The 15125-nt window shown below is 54.5% G+C and carries 13 protein-coding genes; 6 read left to right on the top strand and 7 right to left on the bottom strand.

Annotated elements, in window-relative coordinates; translation table 11 throughout:
• Nucleotides 1-15: 15 nt before the first annotated feature.
• The 5 genes from ACZRJQ_RS03855 to ACZRJQ_RS03835 all read right to left on the bottom strand — a co-directional run bounded on the left by ACZRJQ_RS03855 (nucleotide 16) and on the right by ACZRJQ_RS03835 (nucleotide 7880).
• A complete protein-coding gene (locus ACZRJQ_RS03855; RefSeq protein ID WP_463977097.1) occupies nucleotides 16-1611 on the bottom strand; it encodes an ABC transporter substrate-binding protein in 1596 nt (531 codons plus the stop codon).
• 77 nt (nucleotides 1612-1688) lie between these two features.
• Nucleotides 1689-3071: an OprD family porin gene (locus ACZRJQ_RS03850; protein WP_463977096.1), complete on the bottom strand. Its 1383-nt coding sequence runs from the start codon at nucleotides 3069-3071 to the stop codon at nucleotides 1689-1691.
• A gap of 165 nt (nucleotides 3072-3236) precedes the next feature.
• Nucleotides 3237-4832, bottom strand: a complete 1596-nt coding sequence (locus tag ACZRJQ_RS03845; RefSeq protein WP_463977095.1) for an ABC transporter substrate-binding protein — start codon at nucleotides 4830-4832, stop codon at nucleotides 3237-3239.
• A 289-nt stretch (nucleotides 4833-5121) separates the two neighbouring features.
• Nucleotides 5122-6747, bottom strand: a complete 1626-nt coding sequence (locus ACZRJQ_RS03840; RefSeq protein WP_463977094.1) for an ABC transporter substrate-binding protein — start codon at nucleotides 6745-6747, stop codon at nucleotides 5122-5124.
• A gap of 416 nt (nucleotides 6748-7163) precedes the next feature.
• Nucleotides 7164-7880, bottom strand: a complete 717-nt coding sequence (locus tag ACZRJQ_RS03835; RefSeq protein ID WP_463977093.1) for an SIMPL domain-containing protein — start codon at nucleotides 7878-7880, stop codon at nucleotides 7164-7166.
• 321 nt (nucleotides 7881-8201) lie between these two features.
• On the opposite strand from ACZRJQ_RS03835, the gene ACZRJQ_RS03830 reads away from it, so the two are divergent.
• From ACZRJQ_RS03830 to ACZRJQ_RS03805, 6 genes are all read left to right on the top strand, one after another.
• Complete coding sequence (locus ACZRJQ_RS03830; protein WP_463977092.1) at nucleotides 8202-9464, top strand: ATP-binding protein; 1263 nt, start codon at nucleotides 8202-8204, stop codon at nucleotides 9462-9464.
• Nucleotides 9457-10017: a response regulator transcription factor gene (locus ACZRJQ_RS03825; RefSeq protein WP_463977091.1), complete on the top strand. Its 561-nt coding sequence runs from the start codon at nucleotides 9457-9459 to the stop codon at nucleotides 10015-10017. The genes ACZRJQ_RS03830 and ACZRJQ_RS03825 overlap by 8 nt, the downstream gene beginning before the upstream one ends.
• Nucleotides 10018-10252: 235 nt before the next feature.
• On the top strand, nucleotides 10253-10882 hold the full coding sequence (locus ACZRJQ_RS03820) for a FadR/GntR family transcriptional regulator (protein WP_463977090.1): 630 nt from the start codon (nucleotides 10253-10255) through the stop codon (nucleotides 10880-10882).
• 59 nt (nucleotides 10883-10941) lie between these two features.
• The gene (locus ACZRJQ_RS03815) at nucleotides 10942-11436 is read left to right on the top strand and encodes a hypothetical protein (protein WP_463977089.1); all 495 of its coding nucleotides are present in this window, start codon (nucleotides 10942-10944) and stop codon (nucleotides 11434-11436) included.
• A gap of 51 nt (nucleotides 11437-11487) precedes the next feature.
• Nucleotides 11488-11775 carry a PA4642 family protein gene (locus ACZRJQ_RS03810; RefSeq protein ID WP_463977088.1) on the top strand — a complete coding sequence of 96 codons (288 nt, stop codon included), beginning with the start codon at nucleotides 11488-11490 and terminating at the stop codon, nucleotides 11773-11775.
• Nucleotides 11776-12028: 253 nt separating this feature from the next.
• Nucleotides 12029-12481 carry a hypothetical protein gene (locus ACZRJQ_RS03805; protein WP_463977087.1) on the top strand — a complete coding sequence of 151 codons (453 nt, stop codon included), beginning with the start codon at nucleotides 12029-12031 and terminating at the stop codon, nucleotides 12479-12481.
• 81 nt (nucleotides 12482-12562) lie between these two features.
• Here ACZRJQ_RS03805 and mqo read toward each other — a convergent pair whose 3' ends face one another.
• Both mqo and ACZRJQ_RS03795 read right to left on the bottom strand, forming a co-directional pair.
• Nucleotides 12563-14071: a malate dehydrogenase (quinone) gene (mqo, locus tag ACZRJQ_RS03800; RefSeq protein ID WP_463977086.1), complete on the bottom strand. Its 1509-nt coding sequence runs from the start codon at nucleotides 14069-14071 to the stop codon at nucleotides 12563-12565.
• A 748-nt stretch (nucleotides 14072-14819) separates the two neighbouring features.
• Nucleotides 14820-15053, bottom strand: a complete 234-nt coding sequence (locus tag ACZRJQ_RS03795; RefSeq protein WP_463977085.1) for a hypothetical protein — start codon at nucleotides 15051-15053, stop codon at nucleotides 14820-14822.
• Between the last annotated feature and the right edge of the window lie 72 nt (nucleotides 15054-15125).

The following is a 15125-nucleotide window of genomic DNA, read 5'->3' as shown; positions in this document are numbered from 1 at the left end:
GGGTCTTTTATTGTTCTACTTCACCTGAGTGGTGGCGAAGTTGTTGTTGGTCAGTGGATTAAGGATGTAACCCTCGACGTTTTTGCGCATGGCTGTAAATAGCATAGGGTGCACCACGTTAATCCAGGGTTGGTCTTGATGGAATATCTCCTGTGCCTGTTCATAGAGCGCGGCTCGCTCTGCCGGTTCAGTGATGTTGCGTGCTTTGGTGATCAGCGCTTCAAATGTTTTATTGCACCAGCGTGCGTAGTTCTCACCATTTTTGGCCGCGTCGCAACTCAGCAGCGGGGTCAGGAAGTTGTCTGGGTCACCGTTGTCGCCACCCCATCCTGAAGAGACCAGATCATGTTCGCCCGCTTTGGCGCGCTTGAGCATTTCGCCCCATTCCATGACGCGAATGTCCAGCTTGAGGCCGATCTTCTCAAGGTCGGACTGCAATAACTGTGCCCCCAACATCGGGTTCGGGTTAGAGGGGCCGCCACCGTTACGGGTAAATAGGGTTAAGACAGTGCCTGGCGGAACGCCCGCTTCTTTGAGCAAGGCTCGGGCTTTGTCCAGATCGCGGGGTGGGCTTTGGATGTTTTTGTTGAACCCGAGCATCGTAGGCGGGTAGGGATTAATGGCAATCAACGCATTCCCTTCGCCGTGCATCGTATTGAGGTACACCTGTTTGTCGAACGCCATGTCGATGGCTTTGCGCACCCGTGCGTCATTCAAGTATTTGTGGGTTGTGTTCATGGCGATGTAGCTGGTCATCAGTGCGGCCAGCTCATCCACTTTCAGGTTTGGGTCTTTGCGGATGTTTTTGATGTCATCGGGTTTGGGGTACAGCGCGATCTGGCATTCGTTGGCTTTGAGTTTTTGCAGGCGCACGTTGCTATCGGTGGTCACGGCAAAAATCAGTACATCGCTGGGCGGCTTGCCTCGGAAATAGTCGGGGTTGGCCTTGAAGCGCACCTGCGCGTCCTTGTTGTAGCGCACGAAAATAAACGGGCCGGTGCCGATCGGCTTGCTGTTCAGTTCTTGGGTTTTACCTGCTTTGAGCAACTGGTCGGCGTATTCGGCCGAGTAGATTGATGCAAACGACATCGCCATGTCGCGCAAGAACGGGGACTCAGGGTGGTTTAGCGTGAACTTGACGGTCATGTCGTCGACTTTATCGACGCTCTTGAGCAGGCTTTTGAAGCCCATGCTTTCAAAGTAGGGATAACCGGTCAGCGACTTGTTGTGCCACGGATGGTTTGGGTCCAGCTGGCGCTGAAAACTCCAGACCACGTCATCGGCGTTCAGGGTTCGGGTCGGTTTGAAGTAGTCGGTGGTGTGGAACTTTACGCCCGGGCGCAAGTAAAACGTGTATTGCAGACCATCCGGGCTGATGTCCCAGCGCTCGGCTAATGCCGGCTCTACTTCGGTGGTGCCAGGTTTGAAGTCGACCAAGCGATTGAGCAGGGTTTCGGCTGAAGCATCGGCCGTCACGGCGGTGGTGTATTGAACGATATCGAACCCTTCAGGGCTGGCTTCGGTACATACCACCAGCGATTTGGCGTTAGCGCCGATCGCTGTCGTGAGCAATGCCACTGCAAGAGCAGCGCGCAGTGGAAGTTTTTTCATAGCAACCCTCTCCAATCGGTTCAGCCGGCGTAGCCTCGGCGGCTGATTCATCGAATCAGCCGCAGGCTTGTTTGTGTTTAAAGGATGTTGAACGGGATGGTGGTGACAATGCGGAACTCGTTGATGTTGCCGTCAGCCTGATACTTGCTGGCGCGGTGGGTGGTGTATGTGGCGCGAATAGAGGTGGCTTTCAGTGGGCCACTTTGAATGGCATAGGTGGTGCCAACGCCGTATTCATAGTGGGTTTCACCGTCCATTTTTTTGACGTCGTACGCGCTACCTTTGTAATTGGTGCCGTCGATGTCCCAGCCGCGCGCGTGATAGGCGTTGAACTTCAGGCCTGGGATGCCGTATTGCGCCATGTTGATGTTATAGGCCAGTTGCAGCGACTTCTCGTTCGGGCCGTTGAAGTCCGAGAGCAAGGAGTTGGCCAGGTAAATGCCGTTGGTTTCGTGCAGGTAGTCGAAGTACTCGTCGCCGATCACTTGTTGATACGACAAAGTCACGGTGTGGGCTTGGTGGGTCAAGCCGAACGCCAGGCTGTAGGTGTTGTTGTTGATGTCGCCCAGCGCTTTTTTGCCAGTATCGAGGGTTTTGTAGTAGTTGAAGTTAGTGTTAAGCCCCAATACAGCGTTATCCCCTAAGTCGTGTACCGCACCGAAGTAGTACTGGTTCCAGAAGTCTTCAACGTGGGTGACGTAAAGTGAGGTTCTGAGGCTTTCTAGCGGCTGGTAGTTGAGCCCCGCCACGCTGGCGCGGTCGGTGGTGATTTTGGCGTTATCGCCGTATTCACTGCGAAACTTGGTCAGCCCCTGTTCGGTACGCGGTGAAACCCGGTCAAAGGAGCCGGCATCGAACGACAGGTTGTTGAACTCTTCGCTGTGCAACCCAACCCCTTGAAAGCTGGAAGGCAAGGCGCGGTTGCCGATCACGTCGAGGGTTGGGCTGCTGAAGTTCTGACGGCCAACCACCAGTGTGGTGTTAGACACGCGAGCCTTGAGGTTTGCCAGCCCTAGCTTGCTCCACTGGCCGACCGCATCACCATTGCTGTGGGTCAGGGTGCGGTTGTTGTTACCGGCAATGTCATTGGCGTCACGGTCCAGCGCAGTGGCGTTATAGGCCGCAACCTGAGTGCTGAAACCGACTGTGCCCTGAGTAAAACCCGAGCTGTAATCAAGGATGGTGCCTTGCACCCAGTTGATGCGGCGTGGCGTTGTTTTTTCGACGCCATGATCTTTGTAGGTAAAGCGGTTATTGCGGCGCTTGAGTTCATTGGCATACCAGTTACGTGTGCTGCCGCCCAAGGTTTGGTCTTCAAGCAAGCCCTTGGTTTCGCTTTGGCTACTGGCGCTGGTTTTAACTTGCGTGGGAATGAACGCTTGACTGACATCTTCAGCATGAGCCATCGCCGCAAGGCTACTGATGGATAACGCTAATAACGCACTGCTGCTGAGTTTCATGGTTGAGGCTCCTGTACTTCTTTTTTTATTGCCCGTTCTTATGAAATGAACTGGCTGTTGTGGAACGTTAAGAGCATTGCAAACACGTTTATTTGACGCACTTTCGACTAAGCACCACCCCACCGCCCCATGCGGTCTGATGGTGCTCAAACGAATCTGGAAGAGTTAATCGAGGCTGACGCCCGAGAAGGCATTGCGCCCAAAGGGGCTGACTTGAAAACCTTGCACCTTGGCGCTCAACGGTTGGTTGACCGTTGAGTGGGCAATCGGTGTGATAGGCACTTGTTGCTTGAGTAACTGCTGGGCTTGTTTGTACAGCACCGTCCGTTGTTCGCGGTCAGTCACGGTTTTGGCCTGCTTGACCAGGGCGTCGTACTCCGGGTTGCACCACATGGAGTAGTTATTGCCGCCAATGGCATCGCAGTTGTAGAGGGTGCCGAGCCAGTTGTCCGGGTCACCGTTGTCACCCGTCCAGCCGATCAGGCTGATGTCGTGTTCGCCATTTTTGGTGCGCTTGATGTACTCGCCCCATTCATAGCTAACGATTTTGACCTTGAGCCCGATCTTGCCCCAGTCTGACTGCAGCATTTCAGCCATCAGCTTGGCGTTCGGGTTGTAGGGACGTTGTACTGGCATGGCCCACAGGGTGATTTCAGTGCCTTCTTTGACGCCTGCCGCCTTGAGCAGCTCTTTGGCTTTTTCAGGGTTATAGGGCGTGTCGGTGATGGTCTCGTCATAAGACCATTGCGTCGGTGGCATGGCGTTAACGGCCTTTTGCCCGGCGCCCTGATACACGGCTTTAAGGATGCTGTCCTTGTTCACGGCCATGTCCAGCGCCTGACGCACTTGCAGTTGATCAAGGGGTTTGTGGCTGACGTTGTATGAGATGTAACCGAGGTTGAAGCCTGGTTTTTCGATCACCTGCAATTTAGGGTCTTGCTTGAGGTCTTCTACGTCGGCAGGACGGGGATTAAGCGAGACCTGACATTCGTTTTTACGCAGTTTTTGCATCCGGGCGGAGGCATCGGTGTTGATCGAAAAAATCAGGTTGTCGAGTTTGACCTGGCTCTGATCCCAATAGTCCTTGTTGGCGGCGTAGCGGATGTTTGAGTCTTTTTGATAACGCTGGAACACGTACGGGCCAGTACCTACGGGTTTTTGATTGATGTCGCTAGGCTTGCCGTCCTTAAGCAACTGATCGGCGTATTCGGCCGACAGAATTGCAGCAAAGCTCATGGCAATATTTTGGATGAAGGCGGCGTCTACCGAGTTGAGCTTGATAACCACGGTCATCGGGTCGGTTTTTTCGACGCTGGCGATGTTTTTATCCAGGCTCATGCTGCTGAAGTAAGGGAACTCGGTTGGGTAAGCCTTACGGAATGGATGCTCGCGATTAAGCATGCGGTTGTAAGTGAACAGCACATCATCCGCGTTGAAGTTGCGAGTGGGGGTGAACCATTTAGTGGTGTGAAACTTCACGCCATCGCGCAGATGAAAGGTGTAGGTCAGGCCGTCTTCTGAAATGTCCCAACGGGTGGCCAGCGCAGGGCCTGCGGCGGTGCCGCCTTTTTCAAATTCTGCGAGGCGGTTGTAAATAGGCTCGGCCGCATCGTTGTCGGTGGCGGTGGTGTATTGCGCAGTATCAAAACCTGCCGGGCTGCCTTCGGAACAAAACACCAAACTATTGGCTGCGTTCGTGAATGGGCTGCTGGCAAGAGCGCCAGCGCTGAGCAATACAGATAAAACCAGAGGGTTGCGCATCGCGTTCCCAGTCCTTTTTATGTCGTGAGTCCTGAGCGCGTGCCAATAGGGGCGTTGCGGCATCGGGACGTGGATATCTTCGGCTGCGGCGATTCACTCAGGGGCTTTGCGTCGACGTTATGGCGCCAAAGCACACGAGTAAATGCGTCGAGTCTTATAAGGGCGTAGGAAATGTCTTTGCGTCCTATCGCCTCTGCTGTAGTACGCAGTGGCTTAAGGATGAAGGGTGATTTCCGCCGTCCTGGCAGTTAAGTAAGTGCGGCGCTATAGCCGCACTTACCGGTCCTTTTTATTTAGCGATGCTAACGCCGTAGAAGGAGTTCAAGCCGAAGGGGCTGATCTTGAAATCCTGCACGGTATTGCGCATAGGCTGATACACCGTCGAGTGGGCGATAGGTGTCATGGGTACTTGGTCTTTCAGCAGACGCTGTGCCTGTTGGTACAGTTCTGTGCGCTTGGCAACATCGGTTGTTGATTTAGCCGCTTTCACCAGCTTGTCGAACTCAGGGTTACACCACTTGGAGAAGTTGTTGCCTTCCAGTGCGTCGCAGCCAAACAGAGTGCCGAGCCAGTTGTCCGGGTCACCGTTGTCGCCGCTCCAGCCGATGAGCATCGCGCCGTTCTCGCCGCCCTTAGAACGCTTGATGTACTCGCCCCATTCGTAGGTCATGATTTTGGCTTTGATGCCAATCTTGCCCCAGTCGGACTGCAGCATTTCAGCCATCAACTTGGCGTTGGGGTTGTACGGGCGTTGAACCGGCATGGCCCACAAGGTGATTTCAGTGCCTTCTTTGATGCCGGCTTCCTTGAGCAGTTCTTTGGCTTTTTCAGGGTTATACGGCACGTCTTTGATGGAGGTGTCGTAAGACCACTGCGTTGGCGGCATCGAGTTGACGGCTAATTGGCCTGCGCCCTGGTACACCGAGTCGATGATTTGTTGCTTGTTGACCGACATGTCCAGTGCTTGGCGAACTTTGAGCTGGGCCATTGGGTTTGGCTGGTCGCTGCCCTTAATTTTGTCCATCACGTTGTAGGCGATGTAACCAAGGTTGAAGCCTGCTTGGTTCGGCATCTTAAGGTTGGGGTCTTCTGTTAGGCCTTTGATGTCAGCAGGGCGAGGGAAGAGCGTGACTTGGCATTCGTTCTTTTTGAGCTTTTGCACGCGCACCGAGGGGTCGGTGGTGATGGCGAAAATCAGGTTGTCGATTTTGACGTCTTCAGGCTTCCAGTAATCCTTGTTGCCGGTGTAGCGAATGTTGGAATCTTTTTGGTAGCTCTTGAACGCAAAGGGGCCTGTGCCAATAGGTTTTTGGTTGATGTCGGCAGGCTTGCCTTCTTTGAGCAGTTTGTCGGCGTATTCGGCAGATTGAATGGAGGCAAAGCTCATCGCCAAGTTTTGGATAAACGCCGCGTCAACCGAATTGAGGGTGAATTTGACGGTCTTGTCGTCGACTTTTTCGACCTTGGCGATGTTTTTATCCATGCCCATGTCGGTGAAATAAGGGAACTCAGTTGGGTACGCCTTACGAAACGGCATGTCTTTGTCGAGCATGCGGTTGAAGGTGAAGAGCACATCATCGGCGTTGAAGTCGCGAGTTGGCTTGAAGTACGGCGTGGTATGGAACTTGACCCCATCGCGAAGATGAAAGGTGTAGGTCAGGTTGTCCGGAGAAATATCCCAGCTGGTCGCCAAGCCTGGCTCTACTTTGGTGCCGCCACGTTCAAATTGGCTTAGACGGTTGTAAATGGTTTCGGCCGAGGCATCGAAGTCGGTCCCGGTTGTGTACTGTCCCGGGTCAAAGCCTGCTGGGCTGCCCTCAGAGCAAAACACCAGATTGGTCGCCGCGTGAGCGAAGGGTGCGCTTGCCAGCAGGCTGGCGCCCACTAAAAACGGAATGACCGCGTGTTTGAACATGGTGGCCTCATGATTTTTGTCATTTTTGAGTTGAGGGCGACCTTGTGAGTCGACCCGGCGATACTTATGCACGCCCCATACCCAATGCAAGATGCGTTAACCGTTTCAGCGAGAATTAGTGGAACGATCGTACAGGAATGTCGCCTTTATATAATTTGTGACGCATTTGACCGATTGCGTGATGCTTTTTCAGACAATCGAATGTTCGAAAACCTCGCGTTCGGACGTGATATGCACTGCTTTAGGTCGGGGTTGTTACTTATCTAGACTCTTGCGGGAGAAATATGTCAGTGATGACAGATGTGATTTGTAAGACTTGTCTTTTATTCGCTCTAGAGGACTGTTGGGGTGCTGCGCAAATGAAAAAGCCCCTGACCGCGTGAGCGTTTCAGGGGCATTGAACGAACGTTTTGGCTTTAAGGCATGAGTACTTCGATCACACCATCGGCGCTCATGCTCACTTCGCTGGTTCCGGCTTCGACTTCGGGTGTCGGGGCTGAGTCCATTGCAGGGCCGCTTGCTTTCATCATCATTGCGCTGCGCATGAATGGCTGCGGGTAGCCGTTGTTATTGAGGTTCAGGCTGACGATTTTGTAACCCTTGCCGCCCAGTGCATCAGTGGCCAGTTGGGCCCGAGCCTTGAAGGCGCCGACAGCGTCTTTGAGGAGTGCATCTTCACTGGTTTTGCGTGTGGCATTACCGACAGTGAATTGCATGTTGCCCATTTTCAGGGTTTGCATCAGTTCCCCGGTGAGTTTGGACAAGGTGGCAAAGTCGGCACTTTCCAGGCGCAGTTCAGCGTGTTCGCGCCAGCCGGTGATTTTTTGGGTTTTGTTATCGTAGATCGGGTAGCTGTTACGGCTGCCCTGACGCAAGGTAACGTCTTTGGCTTGTTTGGCCTGACCAATGGCTTTGTTCATTTGAGTGGTGATTTCGGCGGCCAGTTTGGCGGCATCGGTGTTTTGTGCCTCGGTGTACAGCGTCACAATCATTAGATCGCGCGGGACTTCTTGGCTGGCTTCTGCACGCAGTGAAACCTGGTTGTACGTTACGCCTTCGGCCAGCGCAGGCAGGCTGGCAAGTGCGCCGATGCTTAGCGTCAGAAGGGCAGCAGTACGCTGGAATGTAGACATGAAGGCTCCTTGGGTGGGGTCGCAGGCATGGTTGTCCTAACCTGCGTTAAACCTATCAGACTCTAGTTAATGGCCATCAGTTCGCCCAGTTACATTTTCACTACATCTGGTCAGGTCTTCGTAGTCGCTGCCGCAGGCTGCGATAAGGCCCAGAGGCTTAGAGCGGGGGGGATCGCAGCCTGCGGCAGCAATTACGAGCGTGCAGCTAATAGTGTGTATTGCGAAAAAAGCACTGTGGCCCTTTGCCGCACTTTTGCCTGTCAGGCCGTCAGCTTGGTTATACTCCCGGCGATCCGCCTGGAGCGCTCATCAGGAGAGCTCATGCTCGCCCCCGTACAGTTAATGTCAGCCACTCGCCAAAACCTTTGGCGCCTCACCCTTATTCGCACGCTGGTGCTGGCTGCGCAGGCCGGTTCGGTAGGTATCGCCTACTTGTTCGATTTGCTGCCGCTGCCCTGGTTTCAGTTGAGCATCACCCTAGGGTGTTCGATGTTGCTGTGCGCATTTACCGCCATTCGGTTGCGAACCACGTGGCCTGTCACCGAGCTTGAGTACGCACTGCAATTGGCCTGTGATCTGGTTATCCACAGTGCCTTGCTGTACTTCTCGGGTGGCTCAACCAACCCGTTTGTCTCGTATTATCTGGTGCCGTTGACCATTGCCGCCGTCACCTTGCCCTGGCGTTTTTCGGTGGTGTTGTCGGGCATCGCGCTGGCGCTGTACACCTTGTTGCTGGTGCAGTCTTATCCTTTGGATACGGTCGCGTTCTTCCGTGAGAAGCTCCAGATCTATGGCATGTGGCTGAGCTTTGCACTGTCGGCAGCAGTGATCACTTTTTTTGCCGCACGTATGGCCGAAGAGTTGCGTCGCCAAGAAGAGTTACGCGCCCTGCGCCGTGAAGAGGGCTTGCGCGACCAGCAATTGCTGGCGGTTGCCACACAAGCTGCCGGGGCTGCGCATGAATTGGGCACGCCGCTGTCGACCATGAGCGTGCTGCTCAATGAGATGCGCCGCGATCACCTCGACCCCGAGTTGCAGGACGATTTGAGCGTGCTTCAGGATCAGGTCAAGTTGTGCAAAGAAACCTTGCAGCAACTGGTGCGGGCAGCCGAGGCTAATCGTCGTCTGGCAATTGAGATTCAAGACGTCACTCAGTGGCTGGATGAGGCCTTGAATCGTTGGCACTTGATGCGTCCCGAGGCCACGTACCGTTTTCAGTGCCTGGGCCATGCACCGGTGCCGCGATTGGCCCCGCCGCCCGATTTGACGCAAGCGTTGCTCAACCTGCTCAACAATGCAGCTGATGCCTGCCCCGAAGGGCTGGAAGTTTGTCTGGATTGGGATGCTGTTGATTTGACCATCAGTATTCGTGACCACGGTGCGGGTGTACCGTTGGCCATCGCCGAGCAAATTGGCAAACCCTTTTTTACGACTAAGGGCAAAGGCTTCGGTCTTGGCCTATTTTTGAGCAAAGCCAGCGTGACACGCGCCGGCGGCTCGGTAAAACTCTACAGTCATGAGGATGGCGGCACGCTCACCGAACTGCGCCTGCCGCGTGCCGCCCGAGGAAACGAAAATGAGTGAAGAAATTCAGATCGAAGGCGAAGAGCTGCCGCATTTATTGTTGGTGGATGACGATGCCACCTTTACCCGTGTGATGGCTCGCGCTATGGCTCGACGCGGCTTTCGTGTCAGCACGGCCGGCTCCGCTGAAGAAGGGTTGGTGCTGGCGCAACAAGATATTCCTGACTACGCCGCGCTGGACCTGAAAATGGACGGCGATTCGGGTTTGGTATTGCTGCCAAAGTTGCTGGAACTCGATCCCGAGATGCGGGTAGTCATTCTTACCGGCTATTCGAGCATCGCGACGGCCGTTGAGGCGATCAAACGTGGGGCGTGCAATTACTTGTGCAAGCCTGCCGATGCGGACGACGTAGTCGCTGCGCTGCTTTCTCAGCACGCGGATCTTGAAACGCTGGTGCCGGACAACCCCATGTCGGTCGACCGCTTGCAGTGGGAACACATCCAGCGCGTTCTGGGTGAGCACGACAACAATATCTCCGCCACTGCCCGCGCACTGGGCATGCACCGCCGAACCTTGCAGCGCAAGTTGCAGAAGCGCCCGGTTCGACGCTAAGCGCGTCACCTTGCACAGCAAACCGGTCATCTTGATCGGTTTGCAGGCAGCTCCTCACCGCCAAACACTTCATTACGCCGCTGAGTTTTGCAGTCAGCAAAGCCGTGCGTGATGGTTAAGGTTCCAACGCCCACCTCCTTAGCTATTTGGGTGTCATTGGTCGTGCCTGGTGGGTGGGTGGCTGTTGATGCGTTAAGCTCTGCCTCTTTGTTGTTTGTGGAGCTAACTAATTGATATGGAAGGTAATTATTCGAGTGGTCGAGCCGGCATGAAGCGCCGCAGCCTTGCCGAAGAAGTGGTCGATACGCTCACTGAACAAGTACGCACGGGCTTACTCAAACCCGGCGATAAACTGCCGACCGAATCAGCCTTGATGCAAACCTATAGCGTAAGCCGCACTGTGGTACGTGAAGCCATCTCCCGTTTGCAGGCAGCAGGTTTGGCTGAGAGCCGGCATGGCATTGGGACATTTGTGCTGGATGCGGGGGCTGCGCGGGGCTTGCAGGTGAGTGCCCGCGCCGATGCGCAGGATGAACTGGCCATGATTGAGTTGCGTCTGGCGATAGAAGTGGAGTCCGCCGGGTTAGCGGCAGTACGCCGTAGCACCGAGCAGTTACGGGCAATACGCCTGGCGCTGGAGACCTCTCACGTCGAGTTTTATCAGCGTGTGGTCGAGGCTACGGGTAATCGTTATTTGATTGAGATCGCAAGCCAACTGACGTGTGGGCCCGAGAGCAGTAGCGTTAAGCCAACCCATGAGCGTGAAGAGGTTTACAACGCCATTGCTCGTCAGGATGAGCAGGCTGCCAAAGCCGCAATGTGCTTGCATCTAATTAATCATCGCGAGCGGGTACGGGGTGTTTGAGGGCGTTGAGGTGTGGATGTCCATGCTAGAGTGCTGAACCCCGCGTTTTGGAGCCCTCCATGAGCCTTTTACTTCGTTGTGCTGCTGCTTGCTTGATTTTGACCAGCCTGCCCTTGGTCGCCGCGCCCAGCGCAACGTCACCCCTGCATGCGCAGTTTTTACCTGCGGACGACTTGCAGCTGCGCACTGAAAAACCAGAGCAGCAGCAATTGATGCTGGTGACGTCGTACTCCGTTGTAGTGGGCAGTCAGCGTCAGTCCAATCAGCAACCCATTCCAGTGACATCACCGTTGATGGTGCGTTTGAAGGGCAAGCCAATGAGTCAGGGGGCAACGGTTCGCGAAGTGCTGATTTCGTTTGATGGCGAAAGCAAGAGCCTGAAAAAGCCTGCTTTTGACAGTAAAACCCGAACCCTGACGTTGTCTTATCCGTTGACCCAATACCCGGTGGTGATGGATCTGCTGCGCAACGACACGATTTATTGCCAGTTTTTGACCTATGCCAATGGCCATATTTGGGCTGACTTACACACCGGCAGCGTGCGTGCGCGCTAAGCCTTGGGTAAACTGCGCTCCCCGTGAAGTATCAGCAGGCTGGAGTCGGACATGCGTAAAGATAAGAAGCAGTTGATTGGTGATGAGATCGGCGATGAGCAGGTCAAGTTGTTCCTGGACTTTGAACCTGTGGACGCCACTTCGCCGTCGCTGCACAAGCTGATCAAAGCCTACCGTGGTCTGCGCATCGACGACTTTGCGCGCTTCCTGACCTTCTTCAAAGAAGCCGGTTACGACGTTGATGGTAAGGACGAGCAGGGCCAGACGTTCGTCGACATCATTAAGGATCAGCGTAACGCCGAAGAGTACATCGAGCTTATCGAGAGCGCTCGCGGCTAATTTCAATCGGCGCCCTTAGTGGGCGCTGAATGCTCAAGAGCCCGCTGTGCAATGCAGTGGGTGAGCACGTTTGAGATGTTCTATTCCCCCTTGGCTTTCAATTGATGACCTGTCATTGCAGACAAGTCCGACAAGGACTGTGCTGTTTGCTGCGGGGTGTTTTTTTAGGTGCCAGCGATACTCAATTGAGATTAATCATGTCCACTGCGCATATGGATGATGGGCAGGGCACCCATTGAAATGGAATAGAACGATGAATGCTAAACGAGGGTTTGTAACAACGCTGTTTTTAGGGTTTGGCCTGAGCGCCCTGTGCCAGGCTGCACCCACGCCGGATGAGGTTCTGGAGGTGGAGATTTTTAATGCTGCCCCTCAGGCCATTGCGCCCGGAGAAGGTTTTGCGTGGCTTAGTGACCCGGATAATGCCGGTTATGACTTTGTGATTGAGCCGCATACCAGTCAGGAATTGACCTACTACATGCCAGAAGCTCGGGGCGAGCAATCGTTCACTTATCAACAGGGTGAGCAGATGTGCTTGTTCAGTGTTGGGCATAAGGCGCCCATTGGGGAGCATCTCAATCGCTGGGTGCAAGCCACTTCAACAGGTGCGCTCGACATTAACTGTGCGGCTGAGCTTATTCCCGTGCCTGACACGGATGAGTACGTTCGTAATGGTGGTACGCGGGTGCTGTTTACGATGGGGTGAGGACTGGCGCTTCGCCTGACAAAAAGCCCCTGACCAAATGGACAGGGGCTTTTTGTGGCGAATCAATGCGTGAGCAAATGATTACGCGATGCTGGTGTTGACCTGTTTTGGCTCAATCAGCTCTAGCAGCTCGGAGTTACGTGTGCTGATTTCGTGGTACAGCGCCGCGTCGGTTTCCAGAACTTTTTCCCGTGCCGGGAAAATTTCCTTGAGCTTGGTTGCCCAATCACCAGTAGCTTTTTGAGCGAAGCAACGTTCGATCAGATCAAGCATGATCGATACCGTTACCGATGCACCTGGCGAGGCGCCTAGCAAAGCAGCCAAGGAGCCGTCTTTGGCTGCGACCAGTTCAGTACCGAACTGCAACACGCCGCCTTTTTTCGGGTCCTTTTTGATGATTTGAACCCGTTGGCCTGCCACTTCAAGACGCCAGTCTTCGGCTTTGGCCTGCGGGTAGAAGCGACGCAGAGACTCCAGACGTTGCTCCATCGATTGACGCACTTCGCTGATCAAATACTTGGTCAGGTCCATGTTGTCGCGAGCCACAGCCAGCATCGGGCCGATGTTGCCCAAGCGGATCGACATGGGCAGGTCGAGGAACGAGCCATGCTTCAGGAACTTGGTGGTGAAACCGGCATATGGCCCGAACAGCAGCGATTTTTTGCCGTCAACCACACGCGTGTCCAAATGCGGCACCGACATGGGGGGTGAGCCCACAGCGGCTTGGCTGTAGACCTTGGCCTGGTGCTGTTTGACCACTTCAGGGTTGTCGCAACGCAGCCACTGACCGCTCACCGGGAAGCCGCCATAGCCTTTGCTTTCTTCGATACCGGACGCTTGCAGCAATGGCAGCGCTGCGCCACCGGCACCCAGGAATACGAACTTGGCATCAATGTCGCGGGTGTTGCCGCTGTTGATGTCTTTGATGCTGACGGTCCAGCCACTGCCATTACGCTTAAGGCCAGTAACCTTTTTGCTGTATTTGATCTGGGTGTCCGGGGCGCTGGCTAAGTGCTTGAGCAGTTGCTTGGTCAGGGCGCCAAAATTGACGTCTGTGCCGTGCATCACGCGGGTTGCCGAAATGGCCTGATCCGCAGGGCGGCCCGGCATCATCAGTGGCATCCACTCGTTCATCTTGGCTTTGTCTTCGGTGTATTCCATATCAGCAAACGCATGGTGCTTGCTCAGCACATCAAAGCGTTTTTTCAGGAAGGACACACCTTTTTCACCTTCGACATAGCTCAGATGAGGCACTGGGCTAATGAAGGATTTGCACGAACCGAAGGTGCCTTTTTGTGCCAGATAGGCCCAAAACTGTTTCGACACTTCGAACTGGGCATTGATATGCACAGCCTTTTTGATATCAATCGAACCATCCGCCGCTTGCGGGGTGTAGTTCAATTCGCACAGCCCGGCGTGGCCGGTGCCTGCGTTGTTCCACGGGTTGGAACTCTCCGCAGCACCTGAGTCCATTTGCTCAACAACTTCCAGCTTAATGCCGGGGTCGAGTTCTTTGAGCAGTACGGCGAGGGTGGCACTCATGATGCCCGCTCCAACCAGTACTACGTCGACTGCTTCGTTATGCGCCATTAACGCGTCTCCAAAATCTACGGCACCCAATTGACGGCATAGCTGCCAGGTGTTCCGAGGCGTGGATCAGGTGGAGCCTCAGGTCACGCTTGGCCGGATCGCCATGTCCGATTATTCGCAATTACTTGCAGCTTCAGCGCACGCTCCGTCCGGGCCTTCTAGGTTCATATGAACGCATTTCAGGACACCGGAGGCAATTCGACTTAAGGTCAAGAGCGTCCGTTTAAGCGGCCAAATCCGTCAGCGGACAGGCTTCAGTCTTGTGCGGTAAAGCTGATGCAGGTACTGCTCGATGGTGCTGTTTCAGACGCTAATGGTGCATGTTCAGACGCAAAACTTTTCATTTGCTCGCCACACTCTTGTGAAGTTGTGAAAACCCGTTTTTTTTCACGCTCTTTTGAAGACGTGAACCTCAAAAAAGGGCTGCCGCAGGCTTGGCACCGAACCCGAGAGTGGCATGCCGCCCCGCAAATACAGGGAGCACAACGGGTACGCAACGCAGTGGCCGAGCGTAATGGCAGCTCTGGCAGACCGGATAACAGTGCGGGTTTGCATAACTGAACAGCAAGCTCGCCAGTTTCACACGATCTGTGTGGGCGGCTCTCTGTGGGCGGTGCGGGGGAGCTAATACAAGCGCATTAGCGATGCTGCGAGGCCCGATCAGGAGACGTCCTTATAATCGGGGGGAGATTGTAGCGAAGAAACGCGGGCAATTGATCCTGTTAAATGACTTTTATTGGTGATTGAGTCAAACACCCAACAGTGGTTGCACCCTTGAGTGTGATGCGGGCGAGGCGATACGGGCGCTGGCGGGTAATACTGAGTGCAACCAGTTAAGTCGAATCTCTTGAATTTCGACCCAGCCATCGCCGATCGGGGGCTGTTTGCATTGCTTGAAGGCTTGGCATCGACCTGTGCTGTCCAAGCGAGCGTAGCTGCGATGTGGGCGAGTGAAATCAAATAACGAGCCAAGCCAGTTCATGAGCAAGCGCCTATCCAGTGAGTTAACGCAACAGTGCCATTGGGACGTGACGTAGTGATGTATCGGGCGTGA

This window comes from Pseudomonas sp. E315, assembly GCF_055406205.1.
Note: the sequence above shows the minus strand (reverse complement) of the source record. Positions and strands in the feature narration are given on the sequence as shown.

Coding starts and splice junctions, on each gene's coding strand:
- ACZRJQ_RS03855 (WP_463977097.1), bottom strand. CDS start 1,611: ATGAAAAAACTTCCACTGCGCGCTGCTCTTGCAGTGGCATTGCTCACG.
- ACZRJQ_RS03850 (WP_463977096.1), bottom strand. CDS start 3,071: ATGAAACTCAGCAGCAGTGCGTTATTAGCGTTATCCATCAGTAGCCTT.
- ACZRJQ_RS03845 (WP_463977095.1), bottom strand. CDS start 4,832: ATGCGCAACCCTCTGGTTTTATCTGTATTGCTCAGCGCTGGCGCTCTT.
- ACZRJQ_RS03840 (WP_463977094.1), bottom strand. CDS start 6,747: ATGTTCAAACACGCGGTCATTCCGTTTTTAGTGGGCGCCAGCCTGCTG.
- ACZRJQ_RS03835 (WP_463977093.1), bottom strand. CDS start 7,880: ATGTCTACATTCCAGCGTACTGCTGCCCTTCTGACGCTAAGCATCGGC.
- ACZRJQ_RS03830 (WP_463977092.1), top strand. CDS start 8,202: ATGCTCGCCCCCGTACAGTTAATGTCAGCCACTCGCCAAAACCTTTGG.
- ACZRJQ_RS03825 (WP_463977091.1), top strand. CDS start 9,457: ATGAGTGAAGAAATTCAGATCGAAGGCGAAGAGCTGCCGCATTTATTG.
- ACZRJQ_RS03820 (WP_463977090.1), top strand. CDS start 10,253: ATGGAAGGTAATTATTCGAGTGGTCGAGCCGGCATGAAGCGCCGCAGC.
- ACZRJQ_RS03815 (WP_463977089.1), top strand. CDS start 10,942: ATGAGCCTTTTACTTCGTTGTGCTGCTGCTTGCTTGATTTTGACCAGC.
- ACZRJQ_RS03810 (WP_463977088.1), top strand. CDS start 11,488: ATGCGTAAAGATAAGAAGCAGTTGATTGGTGATGAGATCGGCGATGAG.
- ACZRJQ_RS03805 (WP_463977087.1), top strand. CDS start 12,029: ATGAATGCTAAACGAGGGTTTGTAACAACGCTGTTTTTAGGGTTTGGC.
- mqo (WP_463977086.1), bottom strand. CDS start 14,071: ATGGCGCATAACGAAGCAGTCGACGTAGTACTGGTTGGAGCGGGCATC.
- ACZRJQ_RS03795 (WP_463977085.1), bottom strand. CDS start 15,053: ATGAACTGGCTTGGCTCGTTATTTGATTTCACTCGCCCACATCGCAGC.